Annotated in this window: 23 protein-coding genes; 19 read left to right on the top strand and 4 right to left on the bottom strand. The window is 54.1% G+C overall.

The annotated features are described in order from the left end of the window. Window positions 1–43: 43 nt before the first annotated feature. Window positions 44–376 carry a glycine zipper domain-containing protein gene (locus HV346_RS19360; protein ID WP_181620793.1) on the bottom strand — a complete coding sequence of 111 codons (333 nt, stop codon included), beginning with the start codon at window positions 374–376 and terminating at the stop codon, window positions 44–46. Window positions 377–540: 164 nt separating this feature from the next. Between HV346_RS19360 and HV346_RS19355 the strand changes: the two genes are divergently transcribed. Continuing rightward, the gene (locus HV346_RS19355) at window positions 541–1,593 is read left to right on the top strand and encodes an ABC transporter substrate-binding protein (RefSeq protein ID WP_181620792.1); all 1,053 of its coding nucleotides are present in this window, start codon (window positions 541–543) and stop codon (window positions 1,591–1,593) included. Continuing rightward, on the top strand, window positions 1,593–2,264 hold the full coding sequence (locus HV346_RS19350) for a molybdate ABC transporter substrate-binding protein (RefSeq protein ID WP_181620791.1): 672 nt from the start codon (window positions 1,593–1,595) through the stop codon (window positions 2,262–2,264). The genes HV346_RS19355 and HV346_RS19350 overlap by 1 nt, the downstream gene beginning before the upstream one ends. A gap of 343 nt (window positions 2,265–2,607) precedes the next feature. Here HV346_RS19350 and yghU read toward each other — a convergent pair whose 3' ends face one another. Beyond that, window positions 2,608–3,474 (bottom strand): glutathione-dependent disulfide-bond oxidoreductase, encoded by an 867-nt coding sequence (yghU, locus tag HV346_RS19345; RefSeq protein ID WP_181620790.1) that lies wholly within the window; start codon window positions 3,472–3,474, stop codon window positions 2,608–2,610. 245 nt (window positions 3,475–3,719) lie between these two features. Here yghU and HV346_RS19340 point away from each other — a divergent pair, with 245 nt between their 5' ends. From HV346_RS19340 to HV346_RS19320, 5 genes are read left to right on the top strand one after another with little or no spacing between them, the layout of a single operon-like run. Next, window positions 3,720–5,309, top strand: a complete 1,590-nt coding sequence (locus tag HV346_RS19340) for an ABC transporter substrate-binding protein (RefSeq protein ID WP_181620789.1) — start codon at window positions 3,720–3,722, stop codon at window positions 5,307–5,309. A 60-nt stretch (window positions 5,310–5,369) separates the two neighbouring features. After that, the gene (locus tag HV346_RS19335) at window positions 5,370–6,323 is read left to right on the top strand and encodes an ABC transporter permease (protein ID WP_181620788.1); all 954 of its coding nucleotides are present in this window, start codon (window positions 5,370–5,372) and stop codon (window positions 6,321–6,323) included. Window positions 6,324–6,329: 6 nt separating this feature from the next. Then, complete coding sequence (locus tag HV346_RS19330) at window positions 6,330–7,175, top strand: ABC transporter permease (protein WP_181620787.1); 846 nt, start codon at window positions 6,330–6,332, stop codon at window positions 7,173–7,175. Further along, on the top strand, window positions 7,168–8,145 hold the full coding sequence (locus HV346_RS19325) for an ABC transporter ATP-binding protein (protein WP_181620786.1): 978 nt from the start codon (window positions 7,168–7,170) through the stop codon (window positions 8,143–8,145). The genes HV346_RS19330 and HV346_RS19325 overlap by 8 nt, the downstream gene beginning before the upstream one ends. Next, entirely contained in the window at window positions 8,142–9,119 is a 978-nt protein-coding gene (locus HV346_RS19320; protein ID WP_181620785.1) for an ABC transporter ATP-binding protein, read from the top strand. Before HV346_RS19325 ends, HV346_RS19320 begins: the two co-directional genes overlap by 4 nt. A gap of 63 nt (window positions 9,120–9,182) precedes the next feature. Here HV346_RS19320 and HV346_RS19315 read toward each other — a convergent pair whose 3' ends face one another. Continuing rightward, window positions 9,183–9,731, bottom strand: a complete 549-nt coding sequence (locus tag HV346_RS19315; RefSeq protein ID WP_181620784.1) for a thioredoxin domain-containing protein — start codon at window positions 9,729–9,731, stop codon at window positions 9,183–9,185. A gap of 160 nt (window positions 9,732–9,891) precedes the next feature. Here HV346_RS19315 and gss point away from each other — a divergent pair, with 160 nt between their 5' ends. The 10 genes from gss (at window position 9,892) to cobT (ending at window position 19,417) form a co-directional block, all read left to right on the top strand. Beyond that, window positions 9,892–11,754 carry a bifunctional glutathionylspermidine amidase/synthase gene (gss, locus tag HV346_RS19310; RefSeq protein WP_181620783.1) on the top strand — a complete coding sequence of 621 codons (1,863 nt, stop codon included), beginning with the start codon at window positions 9,892–9,894 and terminating at the stop codon, window positions 11,752–11,754. Between the two features lie 140 nt (window positions 11,755–11,894). Then, entirely contained in the window at window positions 11,895–12,446 is a 552-nt protein-coding gene (locus HV346_RS19305; RefSeq protein ID WP_181620782.1) for a peroxiredoxin, read from the top strand. A gap of 23 nt (window positions 12,447–12,469) precedes the next feature. Beyond that, window positions 12,470–13,705, top strand: coding sequence for a thioredoxin family protein (locus tag HV346_RS19300; RefSeq protein WP_181620781.1), 1,236 nt, complete (start codon window positions 12,470–12,472; stop codon window positions 13,703–13,705). A gap of 21 nt (window positions 13,706–13,726) precedes the next feature. Continuing rightward, window positions 13,727–14,284, top strand: coding sequence for a sigma-70 family RNA polymerase sigma factor (locus HV346_RS19295; protein ID WP_181620780.1), 558 nt, complete (start codon window positions 13,727–13,729; stop codon window positions 14,282–14,284). Further along, window positions 14,271–14,900 carry an NrsF family protein gene (locus HV346_RS19290; RefSeq protein ID WP_181620779.1) on the top strand — a complete coding sequence of 210 codons (630 nt, stop codon included), beginning with the start codon at window positions 14,271–14,273 and terminating at the stop codon, window positions 14,898–14,900. Before HV346_RS19295 ends, HV346_RS19290 begins: the two co-directional genes overlap by 14 nt. A 32-nt stretch (window positions 14,901–14,932) precedes the next feature. Then, a complete protein-coding gene (locus tag HV346_RS19285) occupies window positions 14,933–16,450 on the top strand; it encodes a cobyric acid synthase (RefSeq protein WP_181620778.1) in 1,518 nt (505 codons plus the stop codon). Continuing rightward, window positions 16,447–16,998, top strand: coding sequence for a bifunctional adenosylcobinamide kinase/adenosylcobinamide-phosphate guanylyltransferase (gene cobU / locus HV346_RS19280; protein ID WP_181620777.1), 552 nt, complete (start codon window positions 16,447–16,449; stop codon window positions 16,996–16,998). The genes HV346_RS19285 and cobU overlap by 4 nt, the downstream gene beginning before the upstream one ends. Further along, window positions 16,989–17,747, top strand: a complete 759-nt coding sequence (cobS, locus tag HV346_RS19275) for an adenosylcobinamide-GDP ribazoletransferase (RefSeq protein WP_181620776.1) — start codon at window positions 16,989–16,991, stop codon at window positions 17,745–17,747. Before cobU ends, cobS begins: the two co-directional genes overlap by 10 nt. A 3-nt stretch (window positions 17,748–17,750) precedes the next feature. Beyond that, entirely contained in the window at window positions 17,751–18,368 is a 618-nt protein-coding gene (gene cobC, locus HV346_RS19270; protein WP_181620775.1) for an alpha-ribazole phosphatase, read from the top strand. Beyond that, window positions 18,368–19,417, top strand: a complete 1,050-nt coding sequence (gene cobT, locus HV346_RS19265; RefSeq protein ID WP_181620774.1) for a nicotinate-nucleotide--dimethylbenzimidazole phosphoribosyltransferase — start codon at window positions 18,368–18,370, stop codon at window positions 19,415–19,417. Before cobC ends, cobT begins: the two co-directional genes overlap by 1 nt. 65 nt (window positions 19,418–19,482) lie before the next feature. Here the strand turns inward: cobT and HV346_RS19260 are convergent, their stop codons facing one another. Continuing rightward, entirely contained in the window at window positions 19,483–22,104 is a 2,622-nt protein-coding gene (locus HV346_RS19260) for an autotransporter domain-containing protein (RefSeq protein WP_181620773.1), read from the bottom strand. Window positions 22,105–22,489: 385 nt separating this feature from the next. Between HV346_RS19260 and HV346_RS19255 the strand changes: the two genes are divergently transcribed. Together HV346_RS19255 and HV346_RS19250 are read left to right on the top strand one after the other, a co-directional pair. Then, window positions 22,490–23,131: an alpha/beta hydrolase gene (locus HV346_RS19255; RefSeq protein ID WP_346010418.1), complete on the top strand. Its 642-nt coding sequence runs from the start codon at window positions 22,490–22,492 to the stop codon at window positions 23,129–23,131. Between the two features lie 686 nt (window positions 23,132–23,817). After that, on the top strand, window positions 23,818–25,467 hold the full coding sequence (locus HV346_RS19250; protein WP_249415112.1) for a ShlB/FhaC/HecB family hemolysin secretion/activation protein: 1,650 nt from the start codon (window positions 23,818–23,820) through the stop codon (window positions 25,465–25,467). Window positions 25,468–25,469: the final 2 nt, after the last annotated feature.

Here is a 25,469-nt window from a genome sequence, read left to right as displayed (position 1 = left end):
TTTTAGCCGATACTCCTGGCCGGGGAAAACCCGGCCTGAAGCGTTAGTGCGTCACTTCACCAATCAATGCACCAGAACCTGCTCCAACTGCTGCACCTTTTAACACGCTTTTGCCGGTAACCGCGGCAGCACCTGCACCAACGGCAGCGCCAATCGCACCGCCTTTACGTGCTGCTTTTCCTTTATCGCCATTTTTGAACATTGCCCCCGCACCCGCACCAACGACCGCGCCGCCAACGGTGGATTTCACATCTTTGCCTGTAATCGCGCCGATAGTCGCTCCCGCAACTGCCCCGGCAGCGGTCTTATCCATCGCCATACCGGAAGAAGAAACGATAAGCGCGGTGAAAAGAAGGGTGACTTTGAGGTATTTCATAACGGTTCCTTGTAGTGATCAATCAAACATTGGGGGGCAGTCTGCCAGTGCATCTGAATACCCGATAGGCTAATAATGCCCTGTAAACCTACCCCCAAAGCACACCACGACTTCAATTACCCATCGCTGTATAATGATTTGCATAACGAAAATGTGAGGACATTATGAAACAGCGCTTTTGGCAGGCAGTCGCATTTAGCGTACTGATTTTTCTCCCGTTATCATCCCAGGCATCTCGCCAGATAACGGACCAGATTGGTCGCACCGTCACGATCCCTGATGAAGTGGACCGCGTCGTTGTGCTCCAGCATCAGACGTTGAACTTGCTGGTGCAAATGAACGCCACGGACAAAATCGTCGGTGTGATGGCGAACTGGAAACAGCAGTTGGGTGACGGCTATGCGCGTCTTGCACCGGAGCTGAATCAGAAAGCGGCGCTGGGCGATCTCACCCATGTCGACCCGGAAAAACTGGTGGCGCTAAAGCCCCAGGTGGTCTTTGTCACCAACTATGCACCGCAGGAGATGATCGATAAAATCAGCAGCCTCGGCATTCCCGTGGTCGCCATCTCCCTGCGTCACGACGCCGCAGGCGAAAAAGCCAAACTGAACCCAACCATGGCCGACGAAGAGCAGGCATACGATCTCGGGTTGCGCGAGGGGATCACGCTGATTGGTGAGATCGTCAATAAACAACCTGAAGCCAAAGCGCTGATCGAGGCCACCGACAAGGGGCGCAAGATGGTCAGTGACCGTCTGAAAGATATCCCCGCTGATAAGCGCGTTCGCGCCTACATGGCCAACCCGGAACTCACCACCTACGGTTCAGGTAAATACACCGGATTAATGATGGCGCACGCAGGTGCAGTGAACGTGGCTGCTGCCACCATTCAGGGTTTCAAAACCGTGGCGATGGAGCAAGTGATCGCCTGGAACCCTCAGGTGATCTTTGTGCAGGATCGTTATCCTTCTGTCGTCGGGGAGATTAATTCCGGCTCGCAGTGGCAGGTGATCGACGCGGTAAAAAATCACCGTGTTTATCTGATGCCGGATTACGCTAAAGCCTGGGGCTACCCAATGCCGGAAGCGATGGGTATCGGTGAGCTGTGGATGGCGAAAAAGCTTTACCCGGAGAAATTTAAGGACGTTGATATGCATAAAGTGGCGAATGACTGGTATCAACGTTTCTACCGCACAAACTACCAGGGCATTGACTGATGCGCGTGCTGGCGGCAGGCAGTTTACGGGGCGTATGGCCGCAGCTCATGGCGAATTTTCCTGAACCGGTTGAAACCGTATTCGGCCCTGCTGGCTTGTTACGAGAACGTATTGAAGCCGGTGAACCTTGTGATCTGTTTGCCTCAGCTAATCTTGCTCACCCGCAGGCACTCGATGCTTTGGCTGTTGTGCCATTTACCCGCAATACATTGTGCCTGACCGTGCGCAGTGATGTGTTGCGTGCAGGTGACGACTGGCTTTCGCTCCTCACCCGTGACGACATTCGGATCGCCACCTCCACGGCTGGGGCCGATCCTTCCGGGGATTACACCCAGGTGTTGTTTGATCGTATGGGTAACGCGGGGGACGCTGCCCGTAACCGCGCTCAGGCGCTGGTTGGTGGGCGAGAATCTGCTCCTGTTCCGGCGGGAAAACTGGCCGCAGAATGGATCATTCACAGTGGCCAGGCGGATCTGTTCATTGGTTATGCCAGTTATGCAGGCAAACTACGGCAGATTGACGGGCTGACGATCGTGCCGATCCCCGCGCCGTTTAACCCGCATGCGGAGTATGCATTCGCGCTTATCACGCCCCGGGCGCAAAGGCTGGCGGATTTTTTACAGTCGGAAAAGGCAAAAAAGATATTACGTGATGCGGGGTTTGGAGGGTGATCCTGCAAAGCGTTGCGATTTTGCTGAGTGCGACTCTCGAATTTTCTTACCAGAAGCTTAATAGAACAAAAGCATTACCGCGATGCCCTGGTCCGGCTGAAAATCGCTGAGGCGTTTCCTGTAGGCCGGGGCGAGGTGCAAGGAAAAGCCGAAGGAACCGCGTAGCGGCGGATTTCCGCCGGGAGCCTGGGTTGCCAGAATGGCGATTGAGCCACCCTGGCACGTTCACGACTTATGTGGTGACAGAGATGCATGGAACGTAAGGTGAACGGAATGACCACTGACGCAGCATGTTCCCCCTCACTCCTGGCCCTTCCCGTGAGGAGAGGGCACTGTCTGTACATTAGCCCTGACGCTTATCCTCGGTATGCGTATCGAAGTCACTTGCCGCATGGCGTTCATGTAACTGCTCGCTCGGCTCACCGAAGGTCCGGTTAACGATACGACCGCGTTTCACCGCCGGGCGATGGGCGACATCCTGCGCCCAACGCAGGACGTTGGTGTACTTCTCTGCGTCCAGGAACTCGGCAGCGTTATACACGTTGCCAAGAACAACGTTGCCGAACCATGGCCAAATTGCGATATCCGCAATAGTGTACTCTTCACCTGCGACATAACGCCCGCGTGCCAGCTGTTTATCCAGCACATCCAGCAGACGCTTAGACTCCATCGTAAAGCGGTCGATCGCATACTCAATCTTCACTGGCGCATAGTTATAGAAGTGACCAAAACCTCCGCCGAGGAATGGCGCGGAGCCTTGCAGCCAGAACAGCCAGTTCAGGGTTTCGGTACGGCCCGCCGGATCTTTTGGCAGGAAGTGACCAAATTTCTCCGCGAGGTAGAGCAGAATGTTGCCGGATTCAAATACGCGTGTTGGCGGGGTTGTTGAATGGTCGCGCAGTGCCGGAATTTTCGAGTTCGGGTTCACGTCAACAAAACCGCTGGAGAACTGATCGCCTTCACCGATACGAATCAACCACGCATCGTACTCAGCCCCTGTCACTCCCAGTGCCAGAAGCTCTTCCAGCATAATGGTGACTTTCTGACCGTTGGGTGTCCCCAGGGAATAAAGCTGAAGGGGATGCGTGCCAACAGGCAACTCTTTCTCATGGGTTGCGCCGGAAACCGGGCGGTTGATGTTGGCGAACGCGCCGCCGTTGTTCTGTTTCCATTCCCACACTTTTGGTGGCTGGTAGGTGTTGTCGGACATGTTGGTCTGCCTTTTGAGTGATGTGTTGAGGCAGTGTAGCAGGAGATCTGTGAACCCTTTAACGTTGTGAGCGCAATAGCGTCGCGGCTATTCCTTCTGGCGCTTATATATATCAAATTCGGTATAAGCTTAATCGAAAATCGCATTTTCATTATTAATGCGGATTCACGCAAAGCTGCATATGATGCTCAGATATAAAGACAACGTAGTAGTAATAAAACTTTATCGGGCAAGGAGTTAGTGAGATGCGTAAGCTTCTGTTATCGGCAGTTGTAGTATCGCTCGCGTTAGGTCTGGCAGGCTGTGATGATGCGAAAAATAAAGAGACGGCAAATGCGCCAGCCGCGAAAAACGATGCGCCGAAAGAGGGGGGGGCTCTGATCATCGGCATTACCTCTGGCGACCCGTTAGCGGTTAACCCACTGTACGCCAGTGACCGCACAACCCTGACGATCATGCAGGCGCTTTATGCTCCTCTCTACAGTTTTAACGACGGCAAAATCGAATGGGGTCTGGCTGAAAGCCTGACGCCCTCGGCGGATAACCTGAGCTACACCCTGACGTTAAAACCGAATCTGAAATGGCAGGATGGTCAGCCTCTGACGGCTGACGATGTGGTCTTCACCTTTAATAAATTGCTCGATGCCAAACAGCATAGCTTCTTCCGCAGTATGTTCACTTACGGTGGAAAACCGGTAGAAGTGAGTAAAGTGGACGACCGTACCGTGAAATTCACGTTGCCGCAGGTGAGTGCCGCATTTACCGGAACGCTGGTACAAATTTACCCGATCCCGCAGCACATCTTTGCCGGTGAAAGCGACCTGGAAAAGAGCACTAAAAACGATGCGCCAGTGGGTTCCGGGCCGTTCAGGTTTAAAGAGTACCGGGCCGGGCAGTACTATGCGCTGACCCGCTTTGATGATTACTGGAACGGGAAAGCGAAGCTCGATTCCGTGACCTACCGTTTAGCCAAAGACAGCAATGCGGCAAACCTGGCGCTGCAAAACGGCGAGATCAACCTGAAGATGGTTGACCCGCAGGACGTCACGCGCCTGAAAAACACCGGCAAGTTCGACTTTGTGGTCTATCCGGAAGGGCGTCTGGCTTACATGACGTTTAACCAGAACGTTCCGGTCATGAAAAGCAAAGAGCTACGTCAGGCGATTGCCTACGCCATCAATAAAGATGAGCTGACCCAGACGGCATTCACCTCGCTGGATTACGCTAAACCGGCAACGTCATTCCTGACGCCGGATACCCTGTATCAGACTAACGACGTTGAGCAGTACGCTTTCAACCAGCAGAAAGCCAAAGATCTGCTGAAAGCCTCCGGCGCGCCGGCGAACCTGAAGCTGCGCCTGGCCTATGTGAACACCAACAAAACTCAGGAGAGCATGGCGCTTTATATTCAGCAGCAACTGAAGGGCATAGGGGTCAACATCGAGCTGATGCCGCTGGATTCCAACGCCATGTCTCAGCGCAGCCTGGATATGAACAACACTGCGTGGGAGCTTAATCTCGGGGGTTACATTATGGGCGCTGAGCCAGACGGCTATAAATCGCTGTTTATGAGCAACGAAGCCTACAACTACGCGCACTATAAGAACCCGCAGTTCGACGCCTTGTGGGACAAAGGTGCGATTGAAACTGACAACGCGAAACGTGCTGAAATTTATAAGCAAATTCAGCAAACCGTCGCCAATGAGATGACTTACTACCCCATCGCTTATACCAACGCGACTGTTGCTGTGGATAAACGCTTTGGCGGTACGCAGGAAGCCGAACCTAAGCCTGTATACCTGTTCCAGGATCTGTCAAAAATCTACCAAAAATAAGCTATTGCCCCGGTCATCTGGCCGGGGCTTTTGTATGAGTAAGTCGTGTAAGGGCTTGTCGTGAACACATTACTGACGCGTCGGTTGCTGCAACTGCTACCGATGCTTTTCTTTATTTCGCTGGTGGCGTTTTTGCTGGTCAAACTCGCGCCAGGTGATCCGGTGGCGGCCTACATTACGCCGCGCATGGCTCCGGAAGACATCGAGCGCATTCGCCAGAGCATGGGGCTGGACAAGCCGCTGGTGACACAATACGCCCTGTGGCTCAAAAACGTGTTGCAGGGCGATCTGGGCTACTCTCTGATTTACCATCGTCCGGTACTGGAGATGATTGGTGAGCGCATTCCGGCCACATTAGGGCTGATGGGCGCATCTCTGCTTATGGCGATCGTTCTGGCGATCCCGTTGGGCTTGCTGGCGGGCGCATTTAAGCATCGCTGGCTGGATCATATTCTGAATCTGTTCGCCTATATCGGGATCTCCGTACCCATCTTCTGGTTCGGGATTTTGTTGATTACCGTGTTTGCTGTGCAGCTTAACTGGTTTCCCAGTATGGGGATGCGCACGATCGGCATGGATGACAACTGGCTGGATGTAGTGCGTCACGGTGTGTTGCCGTGCATCGCGCTGACCTTTTATAACCTCTCCAGCTACGTGCGCTACATCCGCTCCAATACGATCTCTCAGCTTTCTGCCGACTACGTGCAAACTCAGCTTGCCTATGGCGCAACGCGTTCCAGCATCCTGTTCCGCCATGTGCTGAAAAACGTGCTGCTACCGGTGATTACGCTGTTTGGACTGTCGTTTGGTGAACTGGTTGTGGGCGCGTATGTGACGGAAAGCGTCTTCTCCTGGCCAGGTATGGGTTTGCTGGGGATCCAGTCGATCACCTCGCTGGATTACCCGCTGATCATGGCGATCATCATGCTTTCATCGATGATGCTGATCGTGGGCAACCTGATCGCCGACGTGCTTTATCGCTTCGCCGATCCCCGCATTCGTACACTGAGGTAACCCCGGATGAGCAGACGCTGGCAACAAGTTCGCCACCAGTTGCGCCGCAATCGTCCGGCGCAGTTTTCCCTGCTGGTACTCTTTATTTTCGTCGCTGCCGCGCTTTGTGCGGGGTTAAGTCCTTACGATCCCGATCAAATGTCACTGGTCGCACGCACGTTACCGCCTGACGGCGCGCACTGGTTTGGGACGGACGAATACGGACGGGACTACTTCACCCGAGCCCTTTACGGCGGGCAAATCTCCCTGATGGTCGGTTTTTTGGCGATGCTCTTTTCGACGCTGATTGGCACTATCGTGGGGACAGTCAGCGGCTATTTCGGCGGCTGGCTCGATAATCTGATGATGCGTGCGGTTGATATTTTGATGGCGATCCCGGCGTTTTTCCTGCTGCTGGTGGTGAATGCCTACCTCAAGCCAGGCGTGGATAACATCATCCTGATCATCAGTCTGCTGACGTGGATGAATATGTCGCGCCTGGTGCGGGCTGAAACCCTGTCGGTGAAAGAGCGTGAGTATGTGCTTTACGCCCGTGCGTCGGGTGAACACCCGCTGCGTATCATTGTGCGCCATATCATTCCCGGCGTGCTTCCAACCATTATTGTCGCCGCCACGCTCAATATCGCGTCTGCCATTTTGATGGAATCGACGCTCAGCTTCCTCGGTCTTGGCGTACAAGCGCCTGCGGCATCGTGGGGAAGTATGCTCAACAATGCACAGTCATACATTGGCGAAGCCTCCTGGCTGGCGATGTTCCCCGGTATTTTGATTCTGCTGACGGTGTTCAGTTTTAACGTGCTGGGCGATGTGTTCCGTACGGCTTTTGAGCCAGGAGCGAACCGCGATGAATAACTTATTAGAACTTCAGAACCTGCAAACCACGTTCCGTACGCGCGATGGCGATGTTCATGCCGTGCGAGGTGTGAGCTTTCATGTACAGCCAGGGGAGCTTGTCGGCATTGTGGGAGAATCCGGGTGCGGTAAAAGTGTCACCTGTAAGTCCATTATTCAGTTGCTTGGCAACAACGGACGGATAACCGGCGGCAGCATTCGTTTTCAGAATGACGATCTGGCGCAGAAAACGCCGCAGCAAATGCGTGCCATTCGTGGTAACGATATTGCGATGATTTTTCAGGATCCAATGACCGCCCTGAACCCGGTGCTCACCATCGGCAAGCAGATGACGGAGATCCTGGTGCGTAATAAAGGGCTGGCAAAGAAAGAGGCCAGATCAGCGGCCATTGCCATGCTGGAACAGGTTGGGATTTCGGATGCCGCGCGTCGATTCGAACAATACCCCCATGAGTTCAGTGGTGGGATGCGCCAGCGCGTGATGATTGCCATTGCGCTTTCGTGTCAGCCTAAACTGTTGATCGCCGATGAACCGACAACCGCGCTGGACGTGACCATTCAGGCGCAGATCCTGCGTTTACTGAAAAGCCTGCAACAGCAGACCCAGACCGCTATTTTGCTGATCACCCACGATTTAGGTGTGGTTGCACAGGTGTGCAGCCGTGTCGTGGTGATGTATGGCGGGCTGGTCATGGAGGAGGGCAGCGTTGAGGATATTTTTTATCAGCCTGCTCACCCGTATACCCAGGGGCTGTTGGCGTCATTGCCGCGCCCCGAAGAGCTGAACCACCGTTTGTCGCCGATTGAAGGCACACCGCCCGGCTTGCTTAACCCACCGCCGGGTTGCCCCTTTGCCGAGCGTTGCCCAAAACGAATGCCGCAGTGTGAGCGGCAACCTCCGTTTTATCGCGTGGAAGAAGGGCATCGTTCCGCATGCTGGTTATGGGCAGATAAGGAGGTTCAGGCATGAGCGAGCAACACTCTCCATTAGTGAGCGTACGGGAGTTGCGTAAACATTATCCGGTTAACGGTGGGTTGCTGCGTAAAGGCGTGGCCGTGAAAGCCGTTGATGGTGTGAGCTTTGATATTCAGCGTGGTGAAACCTTTGGTCTGGTGGGCGAATCGGGGTGCGGTAAATCTACCCTCGGACGCGCGCTGCTCAGGCTGTTTGATATCACCTCTGGCGAAATCCATTTTGATGGGCAGGAAATTGCGCAGGCCAGCGAAAAGCAGCTTAAGCCGCTACGCAAACGCATGCAGGCGATTTTCCAGGATCCGTACTCCTCTCTTAACCCTGGTATGACCGTTCAGCAACTGGTGGCTGAGCCGATGCAAATTCACGGGTACAGCCGAGAGGCCCAGCGGGAACGCACGGAAAACTTGCTCTATAAAGTGGGGTTAAAACCAGAGCATTTGCAACGCTTCCCGCATGAGTTCAGTGGCGGGCAGCGTCAACGTATCAGCATTGCCCGTGCGCTGTCGGTGCGTCCTGAATTTGTCCTGTGCGATGAACCGCTCTCGGCGCTCGATGTGTCTGTCCAGGCGCAGGTTGTGAATATCTTGCAGGATCTTCAGCAGGAGCTGGGGCTGACTTATCTGTTTATCGCGCACGACCTGTCGATGGTGCGTCATATTTCCAGCCGTATCGGGGTGATGTATCTCGGGAAGCTGGTGGAAGTTGCCCCGGCGAACACGTTGTACCAGCACCCGGCGCACCCTTACACGCGCGCGCTGTTAGCGGCAATCCCGCAGCCTGATCCGCGCATTCGTCACCTTGAGCAGGCGACGCTACGGGGGGAGATCCCCGGCCCGATGTCGGCTATCCCTGGTTGTACGTTTTGCAGTCGCTGCTCGCATGCTATGCCCGTTTGCCAGACGCAGGAGCCCGCAATGCAGGAGATCGCGCCGGGGCACTTTGCGGCGTGTTGGCTTTTTAAAGTGTGAGCAGACAATGCCCTCTCCTGTTAAGGGAGAGGGTTGGGATGAGGAGAACCTTCTGGGAACGAACTAACCCAGAACCCGTTTCACCCACACGCCTACGTCATCACCGCTGCCTAAATCCGCCTGCACCAGACCGTTAACCATAAACGTCGGAGAGACGTGAATACCATTCTGGCGGGCGTATTTGCAGTGCCATTTGATCTCGGTTTGCAGCGCCGGCCGAGCAAACGCGTCTGCCACCTGCACGCCGCTGTAACGTTCAATCCGCGCGATAATTTCTTCCGGTGTTGCCTGCATATTTGGGCCGCTGCAGTGGTCGGTAAACTCAAACTCTTCACGATGATCGGCCACTGCCTGCATGATCTTGTGCGCCGCCGCTTTACCATCCGGTAATGTTGATGCCGCCAGAATACAGCGGACAATAACCCCGGAAAACAGATGCCAGGGCTGGGACTGTAAACGGATTTTAACCGTAACGTTCTCTTCACCCGCCTGTTCCAGAAACGCGTTTAACTTATTGAATGTCTTAACCGAGAAAGGGCAGGTAGGTTCCAGGAAAACCTCAAAGGTATGTGGGCCGTGGCCCCACTCAAGCTGTTGCGCCTGTAAGCTCATGTTGACTCCTGATGGTGTGATTTATCGTCGTTTGATTATTGTTGCTGCGAATAATTTGCCACGCAGGTGTATGATAAATCCACCTCTGTCAGGTTAATTACAACGTGCAGACGACGACAACCTTCATAATATTGCCGCCTGCCTGTTTTGGGTTGGAACCATGCGTAAAGCAAAGTTAAGCAGTGACGCTCCATTTGGAACGTTGTTAGGTTATGCGCCGGGTGGCGTGGCGATTTACTCTTCAAATTATGGCAGCCTCGATCCGCGGAACTACCCGGAAGATGCCGAGTTTCGTAGCTATATCGGCAACGAATACATGGGCCATAAATGGCAGTGCGTCGAGTTCGCACGCCGCTTCCTGTTCCTCAACTATGGTTTCGTTTTTACCGATGTCGGCATGGCGTGGGAGATCTTCTCGCTCCGTTTCCTGCGTGAAGTGGTGAATGATAACCTTCTGCCATTACAGGCATTTGCTAACGGTTCAAAACGTGCGCCGGAAGCCGGAGCCTTGCTTATCTGGCAGAAGGGCGGGGAATTTCATGAGACCGGCCACGTGGCGGTTATTACCCAACTGATGGGCGATAAAGTCCGTGTTGCCGAGCAGAACGTACTGCACTCCCCGCTGCCTGTCGGTCAGCAGTGGACGCGCGAGCTGCGTTTATCCGTTGAAGATGGCTGCTATACGCTCCATGACACCTTCCCGGATACCAGCATTCTGGGCTGGATGATCCAGACCGACAACACCGAACACAGCCTGCCGCAGCCACAAATCGACGGTGAACTGCTGAAAATTGGCGGGGCACGCCTGAAGAATAAACGTCAGTTCGACGGCAAATGGCTAAATGAGAACGACGCGCTCCAGCAGGCGTATGTTCGTGCAAACGGCCATGTTATCAATAAAGATCCTTGCCAGTATTTCACCATTACTGAAAGCGCTGAGCAGGAGCTGATCAAAGCGACCAACGAACTGCACCTGATGTATCTGCATGCGACGGACAAGGTGTTGAAAGACGATAACTTACTGGCGCTTTTCGATATCCCGAAAATCCTCTGGCCGCGTCTGCGCCTCTCCTGGCAGTGGCGTCGCCACCATATGATCACCGGTCGTATGGATTTCTGTATGGATGAACGTGGGTTGAAGGTATATGAGTACAACGCAGATTCAGCATCCTGTCATACCGAGGGGGGATTGATCCTCGAAGAGTGGGTGAAAAACGGCTATCGCGGAACCGGCCATAACCCGGCCGAAGGGTTGCTGGAAGAACTGACCGGTGCGTGGAAGCACAGCCATGCCCGTCCGTTTGTACACATCATGCAGGACAACGATGTTGAAGAGGATTATCACGCGCTCTTTATCCAGCGTTCGCTTATGCAGGCCGGATTTGAGACCAAAATTTTGCATGGCCTGGGGGCGCTAAGCTGGGATGCCGCCGGACAGTTAATTGATGACGAAGGCCGCCATGTGAACTGCGTGTGGAAAACCTGGGCGTGGGAAACCGCGATAGAGCAGATCCGTGAGGTGAGTGAAACGGAATATGCCGCCGTCCCAATCCGTACGGGGCATCCGCAAAACGAAGTGCGGCTGATCGATGTCCTGCTGCGCCCTGAAGTGCTGGTATTTGAACCGCTGTGGACGGTTATTCCCGGTAACAAAGCGATTCTGCCAGTACTGTGGCAGCTCTTCCCGAACCACCGTTATCTGCTGGATACCGACTTTGAGGTTAACGAGCTGCTGAAAAAAACCGGTTACGCCGTCAAACCGATCGCGGGCCGCTGCGGCAGTAATATCGATCTGATCAGCCCTCAGGATGAATTACTGGATAAATCCAGCGGCAAATTTGTCGATCGCAAAAATATCTACCAGCAGTTGTGGTGTTTACCCAACGTGGATGGCAAGTACATTCAGGTTTGCACCTTTACCGTCGGTGGGAACTACGGTGGGACCTGTCTGCGCGGGGATGATTCACTGGTGGTGAAGAAAGAGAGCGATATCGAACCACTGATGGTGGAGAAGGATAAGTAATACACATTCGTCTTCCTTTCCTTTCCCGGACATCCGCAAGCGACCCTTGCGGATGTTTTTTTATGGGCGAGCGAAACCTTCGGGGGTTAGCGTGCGAACTATTATTCATAGAGCATGTTTTTTCCCTGATGGAGCTGACCATGAAACGTTTGAAAACCTTGTCTACTGCCGTTGTATTGAGTCTTTCATTAGTTGCGATGAGCGCAAACGCGGCGCTGGAAGCGGGGGCAAAAGCCCCGGACTTCAGTTTGCAGGGCGCGCTTGGCGGCAAGCCGTTGACCTTCTCCTTACAGCAGGCGCTGCAAAAAGGGCCGGTCGTGCTCTACTTTTTCCCGGCGGCCTTTACCAAAGGTTGCACCCTGGAAGCTCATGCTTTTGCTGAAGCGACGGATGATTTCAAAAAACTGGGGGCGACCGTCGTGGGCGTGACGGCCGGGAATGTTGACCAGGTTGACGAGTTCTCGAAACTGGAGTGCAGGGATAAATTTGCAGTGGCTGCCGACCCTGGTGCGAAAGTGGCTGCAGAGTACGAAACGCTGATGCAGATGAATGGTAAAACGGTTTCCGACCGGACTTCATTTGTCATCGCACCCGATGGCAAAATCCTGCTGAGCTACACTGACCGTAACCCGGATGCGCATATCCAGAAAACGATGGATGCCGTGAAACAGTACGCGAAATCACACTCGTAATTTAGCCGTCGGGGTTCGCCGCTATGTTAACAGCCATTCTTGCCGCCTTTGTGGGCGGCATTATTCTCAACTTTATGCCGTGCGTCTTCCCGGTGATTTCACTCAAAGCGCTGGGGATCTTGCGCCATCAGGGCAACAGCACCAGTGCCCGGACGGAAGGGGGCGGCTTTTTACTCGGCGTCATTTTTACCATGATGGCGCTGGCCGCTGTGCTGTTGGCATTGCGTGCCGGGGGAACGGCGGTGGGCTGGGGATTCCAGCTTCAGTCACCGCTGGTGATTGCCATCCTGGCGCTGATTATTTTAGGTGCGGCCCTGAATCTGCTGGGCGTGTTTGAGGTTGGGCTGACTCTCCAGCGGGCCGGGGAGATTGACGTCGGCGGGCGCGGGGCATTTTTCCGCTCAGCGTTAACCGGGGCGCTGGCTATCGTGGTTGCCACCCCTTGCTCCGCCCCCTTTATGGCGGGTGCAGTGGGCTATGCGCTGGTACAACCGCCCATTGCGTCGCTGGGGATTTTCCTGGCGCTGGCCCTCGGTTTTGCCGCTCCCTTTACGCTGATCTCGCTGTTCCCGGTTATTGCTCAACGCCTGCCACGGCCCGGCGCATGGATGGATATTCTCAAGCGAGGGTTGGCATTCCCGATGTTCGGCGCCTTTGCCTGGCTGGTGTGGGTACTGGCGCAGCAGGCGGGAACCACGGCGCTGGCGGCGATGCTGGCCTGCGCCGTGGTGGTGAGCTTCACCGCCTGGCTGTATGGCATTGCTCAGCGCAGACGTCTGATAGGTCATTCGTATAAAGCCCTGCTGGCGGTCACGGTGGTGCTGTTTCTGGCGGCTATCACCCCGTTACCGGGTGTAATGCATACCCAGTCGTCGACGCAGGACAGTCCAGGTGTGGAAAGTATCACAGAGGTAAAATGGTCGCCGCAGACCGTGGCGGAGATGCGCGGGCATGGCAAAGCTATTTTCGTGAATTTTACCGCCTCCTGGTGCATTACCTGCCAGGTCAACGACCGAACGTCGTTATCCACGCAGGCGGTAAAACAGGCCATATCCCGTACCGGAACGGTTTATATGATTGCAGATTCGACGAAGTTTAATGCGGATATCGACGACGCGATGAATGCGTTCGGGCAGGGGGGATTGCCGCTGTATGTGGTCTATCCGGCGGACGGCAGTGCGCCAAAAGTGCTGCCCCAGGTCCTGACCCCGTCGATTGTGGTGAACGCCCTGAATCAGGCGTCCGGTAAAAAAGCATGAGGGAGTGGGTCGTGGCGAAATATGGATAACGGCCTCGCGCCGCGTGAGGCCTGGCCCGCGCTGATGGCATTGGCTCAGGCGGGTGATCGTGATGCTTATACGCGTTTGTTGCGGGCGATTGTTCCCGCCATTCGGGTGATTGTCCGCAAGCAGATCGCCGATAACGTACTGGTTGACGATGTCATTCAGGAGGTTCTGCTGACGGTGCATCGGGTACGCCATACCTACGATCCTGCCTTTCCATTTTTGCCGTGGTTAATGGCGATTGCACAGGCCCGCACCGTTGATGCATTACGTCGTCGTGGGCGCTCTCTTCAGCGCGAGACAGATGATGAGAATGCGTTTGCTGTGCCCGTGCCAGACAATACAGAGCATCAGGACCGGGAAGAAGAACTGGCGCTGATATTAGCGCAACTTCCTTCGCGTCAGCGGCAAATTGTGGAGCATATTCACCTCCAGGAAATGAGCCTCGCAGAGGCTGCTGCGCGCCACAATCTGAGTATTGCTGCCGTGAAATCATTACTCCACAGAGCATTAACGAATCTTCGCCGCATGGGAGCGAATCATGGTCGATCATGACAGGTTAATTGAGAAACTCAGCCGCGAAGCGAGGCCGGTCAAACGTCCCTGGTCTGACGGCTGGCGCGTACTGGCATGGATACTGATGGCGCTGCCTTGCGGCGTTCTGGGGAGTCTGCTGGTGCAGCGAGTCGCCACGGACTGGTCTGTGTCGGGGGCGTGGCATGCCGTGTTGCAACTGGCTTTGACCTTCGTGATGGGCGTCATGGCGATCAGAAATGCATTTTTGCTGAGTATTGCCGGGCGTAAGCCGTTGGGCTGGCGCTGGTTTGTCCCGCTGATTCTGCTGTGGCTGGTGGGAGCATTGTCCAGTTTCGGCGTCACGCCGGTTCAGGCTCACGCTGCCGATGAGGCCAACTGCTTCGCTTTCATGATGACAGTCAGTACCCCGATGATGCTGCTGGTCATTGGTTATTTGCGGCGCACTAGGGCGTTATACCCGCTGCGGACGCTTGCTGCCGCGGGGGCGGGCGTGGCTTGTATGGCGTTAACGCTGCTCTACTTTTGCCATCCAGTTGATATCCATCCGATGGATTTCCTGCTGCATCTCGCCGCTGTTATCACCATCGTGAGCGCAACGATAGTGTTGGGCTGGAGGCTGGTAGTGATAAGCTGAGCGCCTTGCCGTAAGGGAACTCAGGAGATGTGATGACGCAGGCAATTATGCTGCAGGGGACGGCTTCCGATGTTGGCAAAAGTGTTCTTGTCGCGGGGCTGTGCCGTATTTTCCATCAGGATGGCTGGCGGACTGCGCCGTTCAAATCCCAGAACATGGCGCTGAATTCCGGTATCACTCCGGATGGCAAAGAGATGGGGCGGGCGCAAATTTTCCAGGCTGAAGCCGCAGGTATCGTGCCCGATGTCAGGATGAATCCCGTATTGCTGAAGCCGGGTGGCGATCGCCAGGCTCAGGTTGTTCTGATGGGACAGGTGGCCTGCAATATGGATGCCGCCAGTTATCACGATTACAAGCCGCATTTGCAGGCGCAAATTTCGTCGGTCTACCACAGCCTGGCGCAGGAGTATGACATCCTGGTGCTGGAGGGGGCGGGAAGCCCGGCTGAGATCAACCTGCGTGACCGGGATATCGCAAACATGGGGATGGCCGGGATGGCGCAATGCCCGGTTATTCTGGTGGCCGATATCGATCGTGGTGGCGTGTTTGCCGCAATCTACGGCACGCTGGCGTTACTTCAGGATCATGAGCGCTGGCGGGTGAAAGGCGTCATCATTAACAAGTTTCGCGGTGACGTGGCGCAACTCTCCTCCGGCCTGGAGCAGATTGAATCCCTCACTGGTGTGCCCGTGCTGGGGGTGATGCCCTGGCTGGAGATTGACCTCGAAGAAGAGGACGGAGTTGTATTACAACGCGTAAAACGGACCCAAAAGCGCGATATCAACATCGCCGTTGTGCAACTTCCTCATATTGCTAATTTCACCGATTTTAATGCGCTCTCGGCACAACCCGACGTGCGCGTTCACTACGTCAGCCACCCGGACCAGCTTCACGATGCGGACTTGATCATCCTGCCTGGCAGCAAAAATACCCCTGGCGATCTTATCTGGCTCCGGGAGACCGCGTTCGCCCAACGCGTACTGGAACACCACCGTCGTGGCGTACCGGTGATGGGCATTTGTGGCGGGTATCAGATGCTGGGCGAAAGCCTGACTGACGAGGTTGAGTCAGGTCTGGGCAGAATGCCGGGGCTTGGCTTACTCACGACCACGACACGTTTTGCACCCGTGAAAACGACCGTACAGGTGCGCGGGGAAATGGCCGCGTCGCTGCCCGGATGGCTGGCGTCGCTTTCCGGCATGAGCATACAGGGTTACGAGATCCATATGGGTGAAACGTGGTTAAGCGGTGACGATCATGCGGTGTTAGTGCTGCAAAAAAACGGTGGACAGGTTGCTGAAGGCGCGATGAGCGAGGATGGGCAGGTATTCGGAACCTATCTGCACGGGCTGTTTGATAATGACAGGTTCACGCGGGCGTTCGTCGACAGTCTGCGAACACGTAAGGGGTTGCCCGCCCTCGGCGATGGCGGGAGTTATGCGGATTATAAGAACCGTCAGTTTGATCTCCTGTCTCACGCCATGCGCGAACACATTGATATTGAAAGAATTTACCAGATCATGCGTGACCATCAGGAGATAACAGGATGATTTTAGTCACGGGCGGTGCGCGCAGCGGAAAAAGTGCACATGTAGAACAGCTGGCCGCCACGCAGTGCGAACGCGTTTTGTATATTGCGACCTCAACGGTGACGGACGAAGAGATGGCTCTGCGTATCGACAGGCATCGCGCTCAGCGTCCCGCACACTGGCGCACCTGGGAAGGATATCGGGATGTCGGCGACGTGATTCTTCATCAGGTGCAGCCAGGAGAGGGCGTGGTGATCGAATGTATGACCACTCTTCTTGCTAACCTGCTCTATGATATTTCCGGGGGCGCAGACCCAGAAACGCTTGATTTTTCAGCGCTGGAGATCGCTTTGCATGAGCAGGTTGATGCGCTAATCGCCGCCTGTCAGCAGGCATCTGCGCCGATTTTTATTGTAACCAATGAACTTGGTATGAGTATCACCCCGGAGAATCGCCTGGCACGCCATTTTGTGGATATTTCAGGCCGCGTGAACCAAAAATTGGCGAGAGCGGCACAGGACGTGTGGCTGGTGGTATCGGGGATTGGAGTAAAAATAAAATGCGCTTAAACATGTTATGGGCAACGATGCGCCTGATGACCCGGATCCCCATTCCGGCAAAATGGACCGATGGCGTCGATTTTCGTCATTTAGGGCGCGGTATTACCTTCTTCCCGGTTATCGGTGCGGTGGTGGGGGCACTGGCGGCAGTACTTTCCCTCGTTGTGAGCCAGACGGGCGGGGGAATATATATTGGCGCGATAGGTTATGTTCTGGCGCTGGTTGTGCTCACGGGCGGGTTTCATCTGGATGGGCTTGCGGATACCTGTGACGGTATTTTTTCCGCCCGGACGCGCGAGCGCATGCTTGAGATCATGAAGGACAGTCGTCTTGGGACATTTGGTGGGCTGGCGCTAATCTTCTGCTTGCTGATCAAGACCTTCGCGGTGATTGGGCTGTCGCACCTTCCGGCGACGGCACTGTTTTCACTGCTGATGTGCGCCCCGATAGCGGGACGTTCCGTACTGGTGCTGGGGATGTATGGCCAGCGTTATGCCCGCGACGTTGAGGGGTTGGGTAATTTATTCATTGGTCAAATCACCTTCCGTGAGGCGGCGATGACGCTCGGGATTGGCGTGGCTGCTGTCTGGCTGATTGCGGGGTTGCATGGACTGGCGGCATTTCTGGTCTGTTTCCTGGTGATATTTGGCATGGTGCGTTACCTGCGCAACCGGTTAGGCGGACAGACAGGGGATACCCTGGGGGCGCTGGAAGAGTGCGGTGAAATTGTGTTTTTGCTTGCCTTACTGTGGGTGTAAACCATGCGCTTATTTTTGGTTCGTCACGGGCAAACTGCCGCCAATGAAAGCGGCCTGTTTTACGGCAGTACGGATTTGCCGTTGACCGAAAAAGGGATTGAGCAAAGTACGCGGATTGGCGGGTATCTGGCTGAGCTTACGTTTAACCGTATTCTGGTAAGCCAGCTTCAGCGTGCGCAGCACACCGCGCGGCTGATTGCTCCTGAGGGTGTTTTTCAGCCTGATGCGCGGTTGAATGAGCTGGACTTTGGTTCCTGGGAAATGTGCCACTACAGCACGATCGCTGAAAGCACGCCGCAAGCGTGGCAGGACTGGCTCGATGACTGGCAAAACGCCACGCCAGGAGACGGTGAGCCGTTTCCCCGGTTTGCCGAACGGGTAAAAGAGGTTGCGCACGAGCTGCTGAATTTACAGGAACCTGGCGACGTCCTGATTGTGGCGCATCAGGGGGTTCTGAGCCTGCTGCTGGCGACATGGCTGAACATGCCGCTCGAAGCTATGTGGCATTTTCCGTTTAAGCAGGATGCCTGGACGAGGGTCGACAATCGTGGCGGGTTTATGGTGCTGCGCAGTTTTAATGACAGAAGCGTATTTCAGGCTGAAGAGAGAGAAGAACAATAATGGAAACAATGCAGACGCTGGTGGCCGCGATCCGTCCCCTGGACGAACATAAACAGACTGTCGCGGCGAAACATATTGATGGGCTGGTTAAACCGCTTAACAGCCTGGGACGCCTCGAGACACTGGCTATCCAGCTTGCCGGGATGCCGGGGCTGTTTCAGCTTGAGTCACTGAATAAAGAGATTATCGTGATGTGTGCCGATCATGGCGTGTATGACGAAGGTGTGACGGTAAGCCCGAAAGTGGTGACCTATCTGCAGGCGCTCAATATGCAGAAAGGCATTTCTGGCGTATGTGCCCTCGCAAAAACGAACCAGACGTCGGTGTTGCCGGTGGATATTGGCATCGACGGTGAGCCGATTGAGGACATGCTGAGCCTGAAAGTGAGCAGGGGAAGTGGGAATATCGCGCAGGGGCCGGCGATGTCGCGCGAAGAGGCTGAACACCTGCTGCTGGCGGCGGCCCGTCTGGTAAAAAAACGTGCGGATGACGGTATTTCTGTCTTTGGTACGGGGGAGCTGGGGATGGCGAACACTACTCCAGCATCGGCGATCATCAGCGTATTAAGCGGCTGTGATCCGCACGAGGTGGTCGGGATTGGCGCGAATCTGCCTCACGATAAATTGCAGCATAAAGAGGGCATCGTCCGCCAGGCGATCCGCGTCAATCAACCTGATGCAGCCGATGCGGTCGACGTCCTGGCGAAGGTGGGAGGGTATGACCTGGTGGGGATGACGGGCGTGATCTTAGGCGCTGCAGCGTGCGGCTTACCCGTTGTGCTGGACGGTTTTCTCTCCTGTGCCGCGGCAATAGCGGCGTGCCAGATAGCCCCTGAAGCCAAACACTATTGTATCCCGTCGCATTTCTCGGCGGAGAAAGGGTCGCAACGGGCGCTGGAGCACCTGGGCCTAACACCGTATCTCTACCTGGATTTGCGCCTTGGCGAAGGAAGTGGGGCCGCAATGGCGATGTCCATCGTCAGTGCGGCATGCGCTATGTACAGCCAGATGGGTGTACTGGCAGAGACAGGGATCAGTTTAAAAGCCTGAATGCCGGAGGCCGGAGAGTAAATAAAAAACGGGGCAACGATGGCCCCGTTTTTCATCAATACCGCTTAGAACATTTTACGTAAGCGTAAGCTGAAGGTGTGAGCCTGGTAGCGATCGCCTGCCTGCAAGTCATAACGCGCGTCGAAGCTCAGTGCATCCGCTTCATACAGCGTGCTCCCGATAGCCACACCCGCCATATCTTTTACCGGCGAAGCGCCTTTGGTGATAAAGCTGGTTTCTCCAACAGTGTCTGCTGCATACGAGGCACGACTGCTCACCTGACGGTTATCGTACTGATGGAGCCAGGACACTTGTGCAAATGGTGTCAGGTTGCCAATTCCGGTCACAAAGGTTTTCTCAATGCGAGCCCCCATATCGCTGACAACAGACTGCGAGTGTGTGCTGCCGACATCCAGCGCCATACCGTTTCCGCCCGACTCTTTGTAACCATCAACATGCTGATAGCCATAAGTCAGGCTGGCCAGTGGCGTCAGCACTACGCTGGCAGGCAGGGTAAATGGATAGCCAAACTCAGTTTGCAACGTCACTGACTGCCCATTGAACTTACCTTTTGCCGTCCCGGAGAAGCCGGTGAAATCAGCGCGGCGAACAGAGTCATAGTTCTGGCGGTTGAGGCCTGCTGACAGGTTCAGATACCACGGATTGCCAGTGTAACCTGCATAGCCAATGACGCCGTAGTTATCCGCAGTGGAGGTATTGCCGCTCAGGCTGTCTTTCCCGTGTACCGAGGTGTTGCTGTAGTTGACCGCAGCACCCATGCGCCAGTCGTCATTCAGCGAGCGGTCAGCACCGAGGATCAGGCCACCAAATTTCGCGGTATAGCCGCTGACATCACTGCTGCTGTCCTGGCGTGCATAGCCGCCAAACGGCTGGCCCCAGACGATCCAGTTACTGCTGTAATCATCACCCGTTGCCACCCCACTTGTGCCAGAGCTGGCGGGGTTGCGAACAGCATCAATGTGCGCCCCAACCACCGACTGCGCGGTTGATGTCGCTACGGTTGCCGCGGTGCTGGTGTTGATATTCTGGGCAGGAGACAAGCTTTCACCAACGCGGTTAGCTTCTTGTTTACCTTCGAGCGCTAACGACGCGTTAAAGAGGTTCAACAGTTGCGGTGACGCAATACCCGAGTAGTTTGACAGCCCGCCAAGTGCCGCGGTAGCGGTTGGGGTGGTTGCCCATCCGGCCCTCGCCACTGGCGCGGGCTGAGAGGGCTCTGCGGGTTGTGATGGTATCAATATGCCAGGCGCTGTAGGCTGAGTGACGATTGGCGTAGTGGTTGACGGTGCTGCGCCAAGCGTTAAGACCAGAGCCTTGTTAGCCCCGTCTTCGTAGACAGAGCCGTTTACCGCGCCGCGATAGCCAACGGCTTTATAGTTCAGCTTATCGGCGTGATAATCGGTACTGGCGCCTGCCGCGCTAATCACCACATAACGCTGACCTTCGGCGAATTTGTATGTCGTGCCGGTGCGCAGCAGATTGACGTGAGAACCTGCATCCACAATGGCATTACCCGTGACATTCAGGCGACCATACCCTGCATCAGAGGCGATACTACCGTTTGAGATTGCTAAGTCAGATACGCCAGAAACCAGGGTTGCGGCAGCGTTCTGGTGGTAATTCCCCGTGATCTGGGCCGGGCTGTTTACCTGGAGTGAGGCCGCACTGTTTTGCACAGTTCCATTCGGGACAACCACATTGTCGTTCAACAGCAGGGAGCCGGTTCCGAAGATAACGTCAGCGTTGGCGCTGGTCAGTGTGCCAATGCCATTCTGACCCGTCAGAACCCCGGTAGTGAGTGTCCCGCCGTTGATTTTTAATGGCGTGCTGCTATTCGTATAAATATCACCTTTGATCAGATTGGTATTGATCAGGGTAACGTCTGTATTGGCGTTAAGGTTAAGGATATTATTGGCCTGGACATACAGGGCATATATACCGCCACTTAGCTCACCATTGTTAACGATGGTCGTTGTTGCGTTCTGGTTGTTGAAACTGACAAAGTAGATACCAAAGTTGCTGGCCGAGATCCCACCGTTATTGGTGATGGTACTAATAACGGCATTATTATTGCTGTTGTTCAGGATCCCGAAGACATCAGCCGTGATTTGACCATTGTTCTCAATGGTATCAATTGCGCCCTGGTTATTAATGCCGAACACATTGCTGTTAATTTGTCCATCATTAATAATGCTATGAATTGTGCCACGGTTGAGAATACCTGCATTGCCAAAACCGTTATTGTTCTCAGTTTTAAGTGTGCCGATATTGTGCAATATACCAATCGTGCCGCTATTATAAATTGCCCCTGATTCCTCCGGGAGCGAGTTAATATTATTTATGTTTGAGGTGATCGTGCCTGCGTTTGTTAAATTCTCGATTGTGCCCAGGTTATTAATCGCGTGGTAGCCGGTAATTGTACCGTCATTGTTCAGGGTCGTGATCGTCGCACCTGAATCCACAGTCAGTGCGGAGTCCTGAACCGCGGTCACGGAGCCGGTTTCGGTGATATGAACCAGTGGAGCCGAACCGGTGATCGTTCTGCTGTTTTGCGCATCGTCGATAATAAAATCAGATACGGCAAAAGCCTGAGTAGACAGCAGCCCCTGTACTGCCATTGTAGCGACCAGCAGAGAGATCAGCTGGCTAAGACGTTTTTTTTCCATGATTAACCGTCACAAAGTTGCGAATGTTGTAATAATGCAGGTGGTATAATCTTCGGATTAATCCGATATCGTTCTGGCGCAGAATATACATTCTGTTGCAGAAAACAATAAGCTTTGATTAATTATTTATTGAAGAAATAAATGCCTGTTTTTTGTAATGATATTAATTTAACTTAAGGTGGAAAGAGCCTTGCGAACCCGGCGTAATATATTTTTAGTCGCTATATTGATTAGCTTATCTTTTTTATTTTCAGGGTGTGCATCGGACACTCGTCGCGAGGAAGCGGAAGGGATCGCCCGGCATGCTGGTCTGATCAGAGAAAACATTCAGGCCCCACCATTTTTAATAGCGACCTGGAGCCGAATAACGCCTCCGGTTACTGCCTTGCATGTTTACATCGAGGGGGATGGTTTTGCCTGGAAGAGCCGCACACAACCGTCAAATGACCCGACGCCTAATAATCCAACAGGGTTGAAACTTGCTGCTGCTGATGCGAATGCGAACGTGCTTTATCTTGCGCGTCCGTGTCAGTTCATCACGCCGTTACCCGCCAGTTGCCGCGTAAACGAGTGGACGAGCGATCGCTTTGCGCCAGAGATCGTGAAGGCAATGAACGATGTTCTCAATCAGTTTGTACAACGCTATCCCGGCGTACAGCTTGATCTCGTGGGATATTCAGGTGGCGGTAATATTGCGGCATTACTGGCTGCTCGTCGCAAGGATGTGCATTCTCTACGAACGGTCGCCGGCAATCTTGATGTGGCTTATGTGAATGCGCAGCACCACGTCACGCCGATGCCCGGTGCGTTAAACGCGATAGATTCAGCCTCTTCACTGCGCCTGATGCCGCAAATTCACTTTAGCGGGGAGCGAGATGAGACGGTTTCACCGGAGGTTGCCCGCCGTTTTCAACAGGCCGTGGGCGGACGTTGTGTGCAGGCTGAGGTCGTGGGTGATATGACACACGGTTCAGACTGGGCTGCCATTTGGCCACGATTACTGGGGAAAGGGTTGCCTGTATGTTGACGGGCTATGTGGGCAAGGCATGGGAAGGGATAACGGCATTGCGTTTTCCCGCTCTCTATCGCCAGCAAAGAGCAATAGGCCATTGATAAACTGAGGGTGTTGTGTTCCCCGGGGCCACCCGCGGAAGTGGAATATCAGATATTTGATACTCAACGTACAGAAGGTGTCATGGAAAAAACCAGATTGTAATTTTGCCTAATTGCAAATATTTGCCTTTTTGGCATGTTTTAAACGGTGTGCAGGGTTCGGAATTGAATCAGAAACACGGGATTGTCTCTCTTTTTTAAACTGTTTATGCGCTATTCACCTCTGTTGAGGAGAACGCTGTTTTGACCGGGGAGTTGGGTTGAAATATTGTTACCATCAATACATTTAACTTAATTTATATATAAAACAACTAATTGTAATATTCTCCTGCCCTTTTTCGTGACAAGTAATATCGGCCAGTACGTGTTTGTTATTCTCATTTTCAACCAATGAAGTACTACGCCAGTAATTAATTTTTCTCTCAGGGACTACACCCGTTTTCACCAATAAGCATGTTCGATTTATGTAGAAATGTAAGCAAATAATACTGTATAACCCTGTGTTCAAAATGGTCTCGCGCAGATTTTAAAACTCAAGAATTAATAGTCGGTTGATACAGAGGAACGTGACGTTATATGAGCAGGGATAGGCTTTTCAGAATGACGGTATCACTTCTGGTGATGCTGAGTGCAGGTGTGGAGGCAGTGCCGCTTTTCCCGTCGGACCGTGACACCATTCAACAGCAGCAGTCTGAGTTATTGCGCCGCGAACAGGTTCAGCGAGACGAACTTGAACGCAGTATTTCCCTGCCACGGACATCTGAATTCACTTCATCCTCCGATTCTGCTGGCCCCTGTTTTGATATTCACCTCATATCTCTTGATGGCGCCACGCTGATTAAGCCTGCCGTTCAGAAAAAACTGCTTTCCCCCTGGCTGAACCGCTGTCTGGATATGGCACAACTGACGCAGCTGACCAATAACGTGACGGACTGGTACGTTAGCCGGGGATATATCACCAGCCGTGCTTTTCTCACCGAACAGGACATCTCCAGCGGTAGTCTTCATCTCACTGTGATGGAAGGGCGTCTGCAAAAGATGAAAATGGACGGTGAAGCGCCGCGGGTGTTGAAGATGGCCTTTCCTGGGCTGGAAGGCGGTATTTTAAATCTGCGCGATATTGAACAGGGCATGGAACAGATTAACCGTACCCGCCGCGAACCGGTGCAGATTGAAATTCTCCCCGGAGAGAAAGAGGGCTGGTCAGTGGTTAATCTGGCGGCTACGCCCGAACTCCCGGTGGCGGGTTCGGTCAGTTTCGACAACAGCGGGCAGAAAAGCACCGGGACGGGGCAGGTCAGCGGTTACCTGTCGGTGAATAATCCGCTTGGTCTGGCGGATTCGTGGTTTATCAGCGGTGGTCGTAGCAGCGATTTCTCGAATGCTTATGATGCACAGAATGTGGCCGCAGGATTCAGCCTGCCATACGGGTATTCTCTTCTGGATTACAGCTATTCGTGGAGCAACTACCTCAGTACCGTTAATAACAACGGCTGGCTGTGGCGTTCCACGGGTGACACACAAACCCACCGTTTGGGTCTCTCATATGTATTGTTTCGCAACGGTAATATCAAAACAGCACTAATGGGCGGATTACAGCACCGTATTAGCCGAAATTATCTCGATGATGTATTGCTTGAGAGCAGCAGTCGCAAGCTCACCTCGTTTTCTCTCGGGCTGAGCCACACGCATAAACTCCTGGGCGGTGTTGGTACGCTGAACCCCGTTTTCACGCGCGGTATGGCGTGGCTGGATGCGGAGACCGATCACGGCAAAGGAGAGGACCAGCCGAAGAGCCAGTTCCGTAAATGGTCACTGAGTGCCAGCTTTCAGCGCCCTGTTACGGATGGTTTGTGGTGGCTGTCGAGTGCGTATGGTCAGTGGTCACCTGACCGACTGTATGGTGCAGAACAGGTCAGTATCGGGGGCGAAAGCTCGGTGCGTGGCTTTAAGGAGCAGATGATTTCCGGTAACAACGGCGGTTATCTGCGCAATGAGCTGAATTATTCCCTTTTTACACTTCCGTACATCGGACAGGTCAGTACCCTGGCCGCCATTGACAGCGGCTGGCTTCACTCTGACCAATATGGTCGGTACTCCTCCGGGACTCTGTGGGGGAGTGCTGTGGGAGTGTTGTCTTCTGCCCGTTATTACTCGTCACAACTGACCGTTGGCGTTCCGCTTAAGTATCCCGACTGGCTCGCCCCTGACCACTTTGTCCTTTATTACCGTCTGGCGCTGGTTTTTTAATC

Origin of the sequence: Enterobacter sp. RHBSTW-00994 (assembly GCF_013782625.1) — a bacterium.
Lineage (GTDB): Bacteria > Pseudomonadota > Gammaproteobacteria > Enterobacterales > Enterobacteriaceae > Enterobacter.
Note: the sequence above shows the minus strand (reverse complement) of the source record. Positions and strands in the feature narration are given on the sequence as shown.

Coding starts and splice junctions, on each gene's coding strand:
- HV346_RS19360 (WP_181620793.1), bottom strand. CDS start 376: ATGAAATACCTCAAAGTCACCCTTCTTTTCACCGCGCTTATCGTTTCT.
- HV346_RS19355 (WP_181620792.1), top strand. CDS start 541: ATGAAACAGCGCTTTTGGCAGGCAGTCGCATTTAGCGTACTGATTTTT.
- HV346_RS19350 (WP_181620791.1), top strand. CDS start 1,593: ATGCGCGTGCTGGCGGCAGGCAGTTTACGGGGCGTATGGCCGCAGCTC.
- yghU (WP_181620790.1), bottom strand. CDS start 3,474: ATGTCCGACAACACCTACCAGCCACCAAAAGTGTGGGAATGGAAACAG.
- HV346_RS19340 (WP_181620789.1), top strand. CDS start 3,720: ATGCGTAAGCTTCTGTTATCGGCAGTTGTAGTATCGCTCGCGTTAGGT.
- HV346_RS19330 (WP_181620787.1), top strand. CDS start 6,330: ATGAGCAGACGCTGGCAACAAGTTCGCCACCAGTTGCGCCGCAATCGT.
- HV346_RS19325 (WP_181620786.1), top strand. CDS start 7,168: ATGAATAACTTATTAGAACTTCAGAACCTGCAAACCACGTTCCGTACG.
- HV346_RS19320 (WP_181620785.1), top strand. CDS start 8,142: ATGAGCGAGCAACACTCTCCATTAGTGAGCGTACGGGAGTTGCGTAAA.
- HV346_RS19315 (WP_181620784.1), bottom strand. CDS start 9,731: ATGAGCTTACAGGCGCAACAGCTTGAGTGGGGCCACGGCCCACATACC.
- gss (WP_181620783.1), top strand. CDS start 9,892: ATGCGTAAAGCAAAGTTAAGCAGTGACGCTCCATTTGGAACGTTGTTA.
- HV346_RS19305 (WP_181620782.1), top strand. CDS start 11,895: ATGAAACGTTTGAAAACCTTGTCTACTGCCGTTGTATTGAGTCTTTCA.
- HV346_RS19300 (WP_181620781.1), top strand. CDS start 12,470: ATGTTAACAGCCATTCTTGCCGCCTTTGTGGGCGGCATTATTCTCAAC.
- HV346_RS19295 (WP_181620780.1), top strand. CDS start 13,727: ATGGATAACGGCCTCGCGCCGCGTGAGGCCTGGCCCGCGCTGATGGCA.
- HV346_RS19290 (WP_181620779.1), top strand. CDS start 14,271: ATGGTCGATCATGACAGGTTAATTGAGAAACTCAGCCGCGAAGCGAGG.
- HV346_RS19285 (WP_181620778.1), top strand. CDS start 14,933: ATGACGCAGGCAATTATGCTGCAGGGGACGGCTTCCGATGTTGGCAAA.
- cobU (WP_181620777.1), top strand. CDS start 16,447: ATGATTTTAGTCACGGGCGGTGCGCGCAGCGGAAAAAGTGCACATGTA.
- cobS (WP_181620776.1), top strand. CDS start 16,989: ATGCGCTTAAACATGTTATGGGCAACGATGCGCCTGATGACCCGGATC.
- cobC (WP_181620775.1), top strand. CDS start 17,751: ATGCGCTTATTTTTGGTTCGTCACGGGCAAACTGCCGCCAATGAAAGC.
- cobT (WP_181620774.1), top strand. CDS start 18,368: ATGGAAACAATGCAGACGCTGGTGGCCGCGATCCGTCCCCTGGACGAA.
- HV346_RS19260 (WP_181620773.1), bottom strand. CDS start 22,104: ATGGAAAAAAAACGTCTTAGCCAGCTGATCTCTCTGCTGGTCGCTACA.
- HV346_RS19250 (WP_249415112.1), top strand. CDS start 23,818: ATGACGGTATCACTTCTGGTGATGCTGAGTGCAGGTGTGGAGGCAGTG.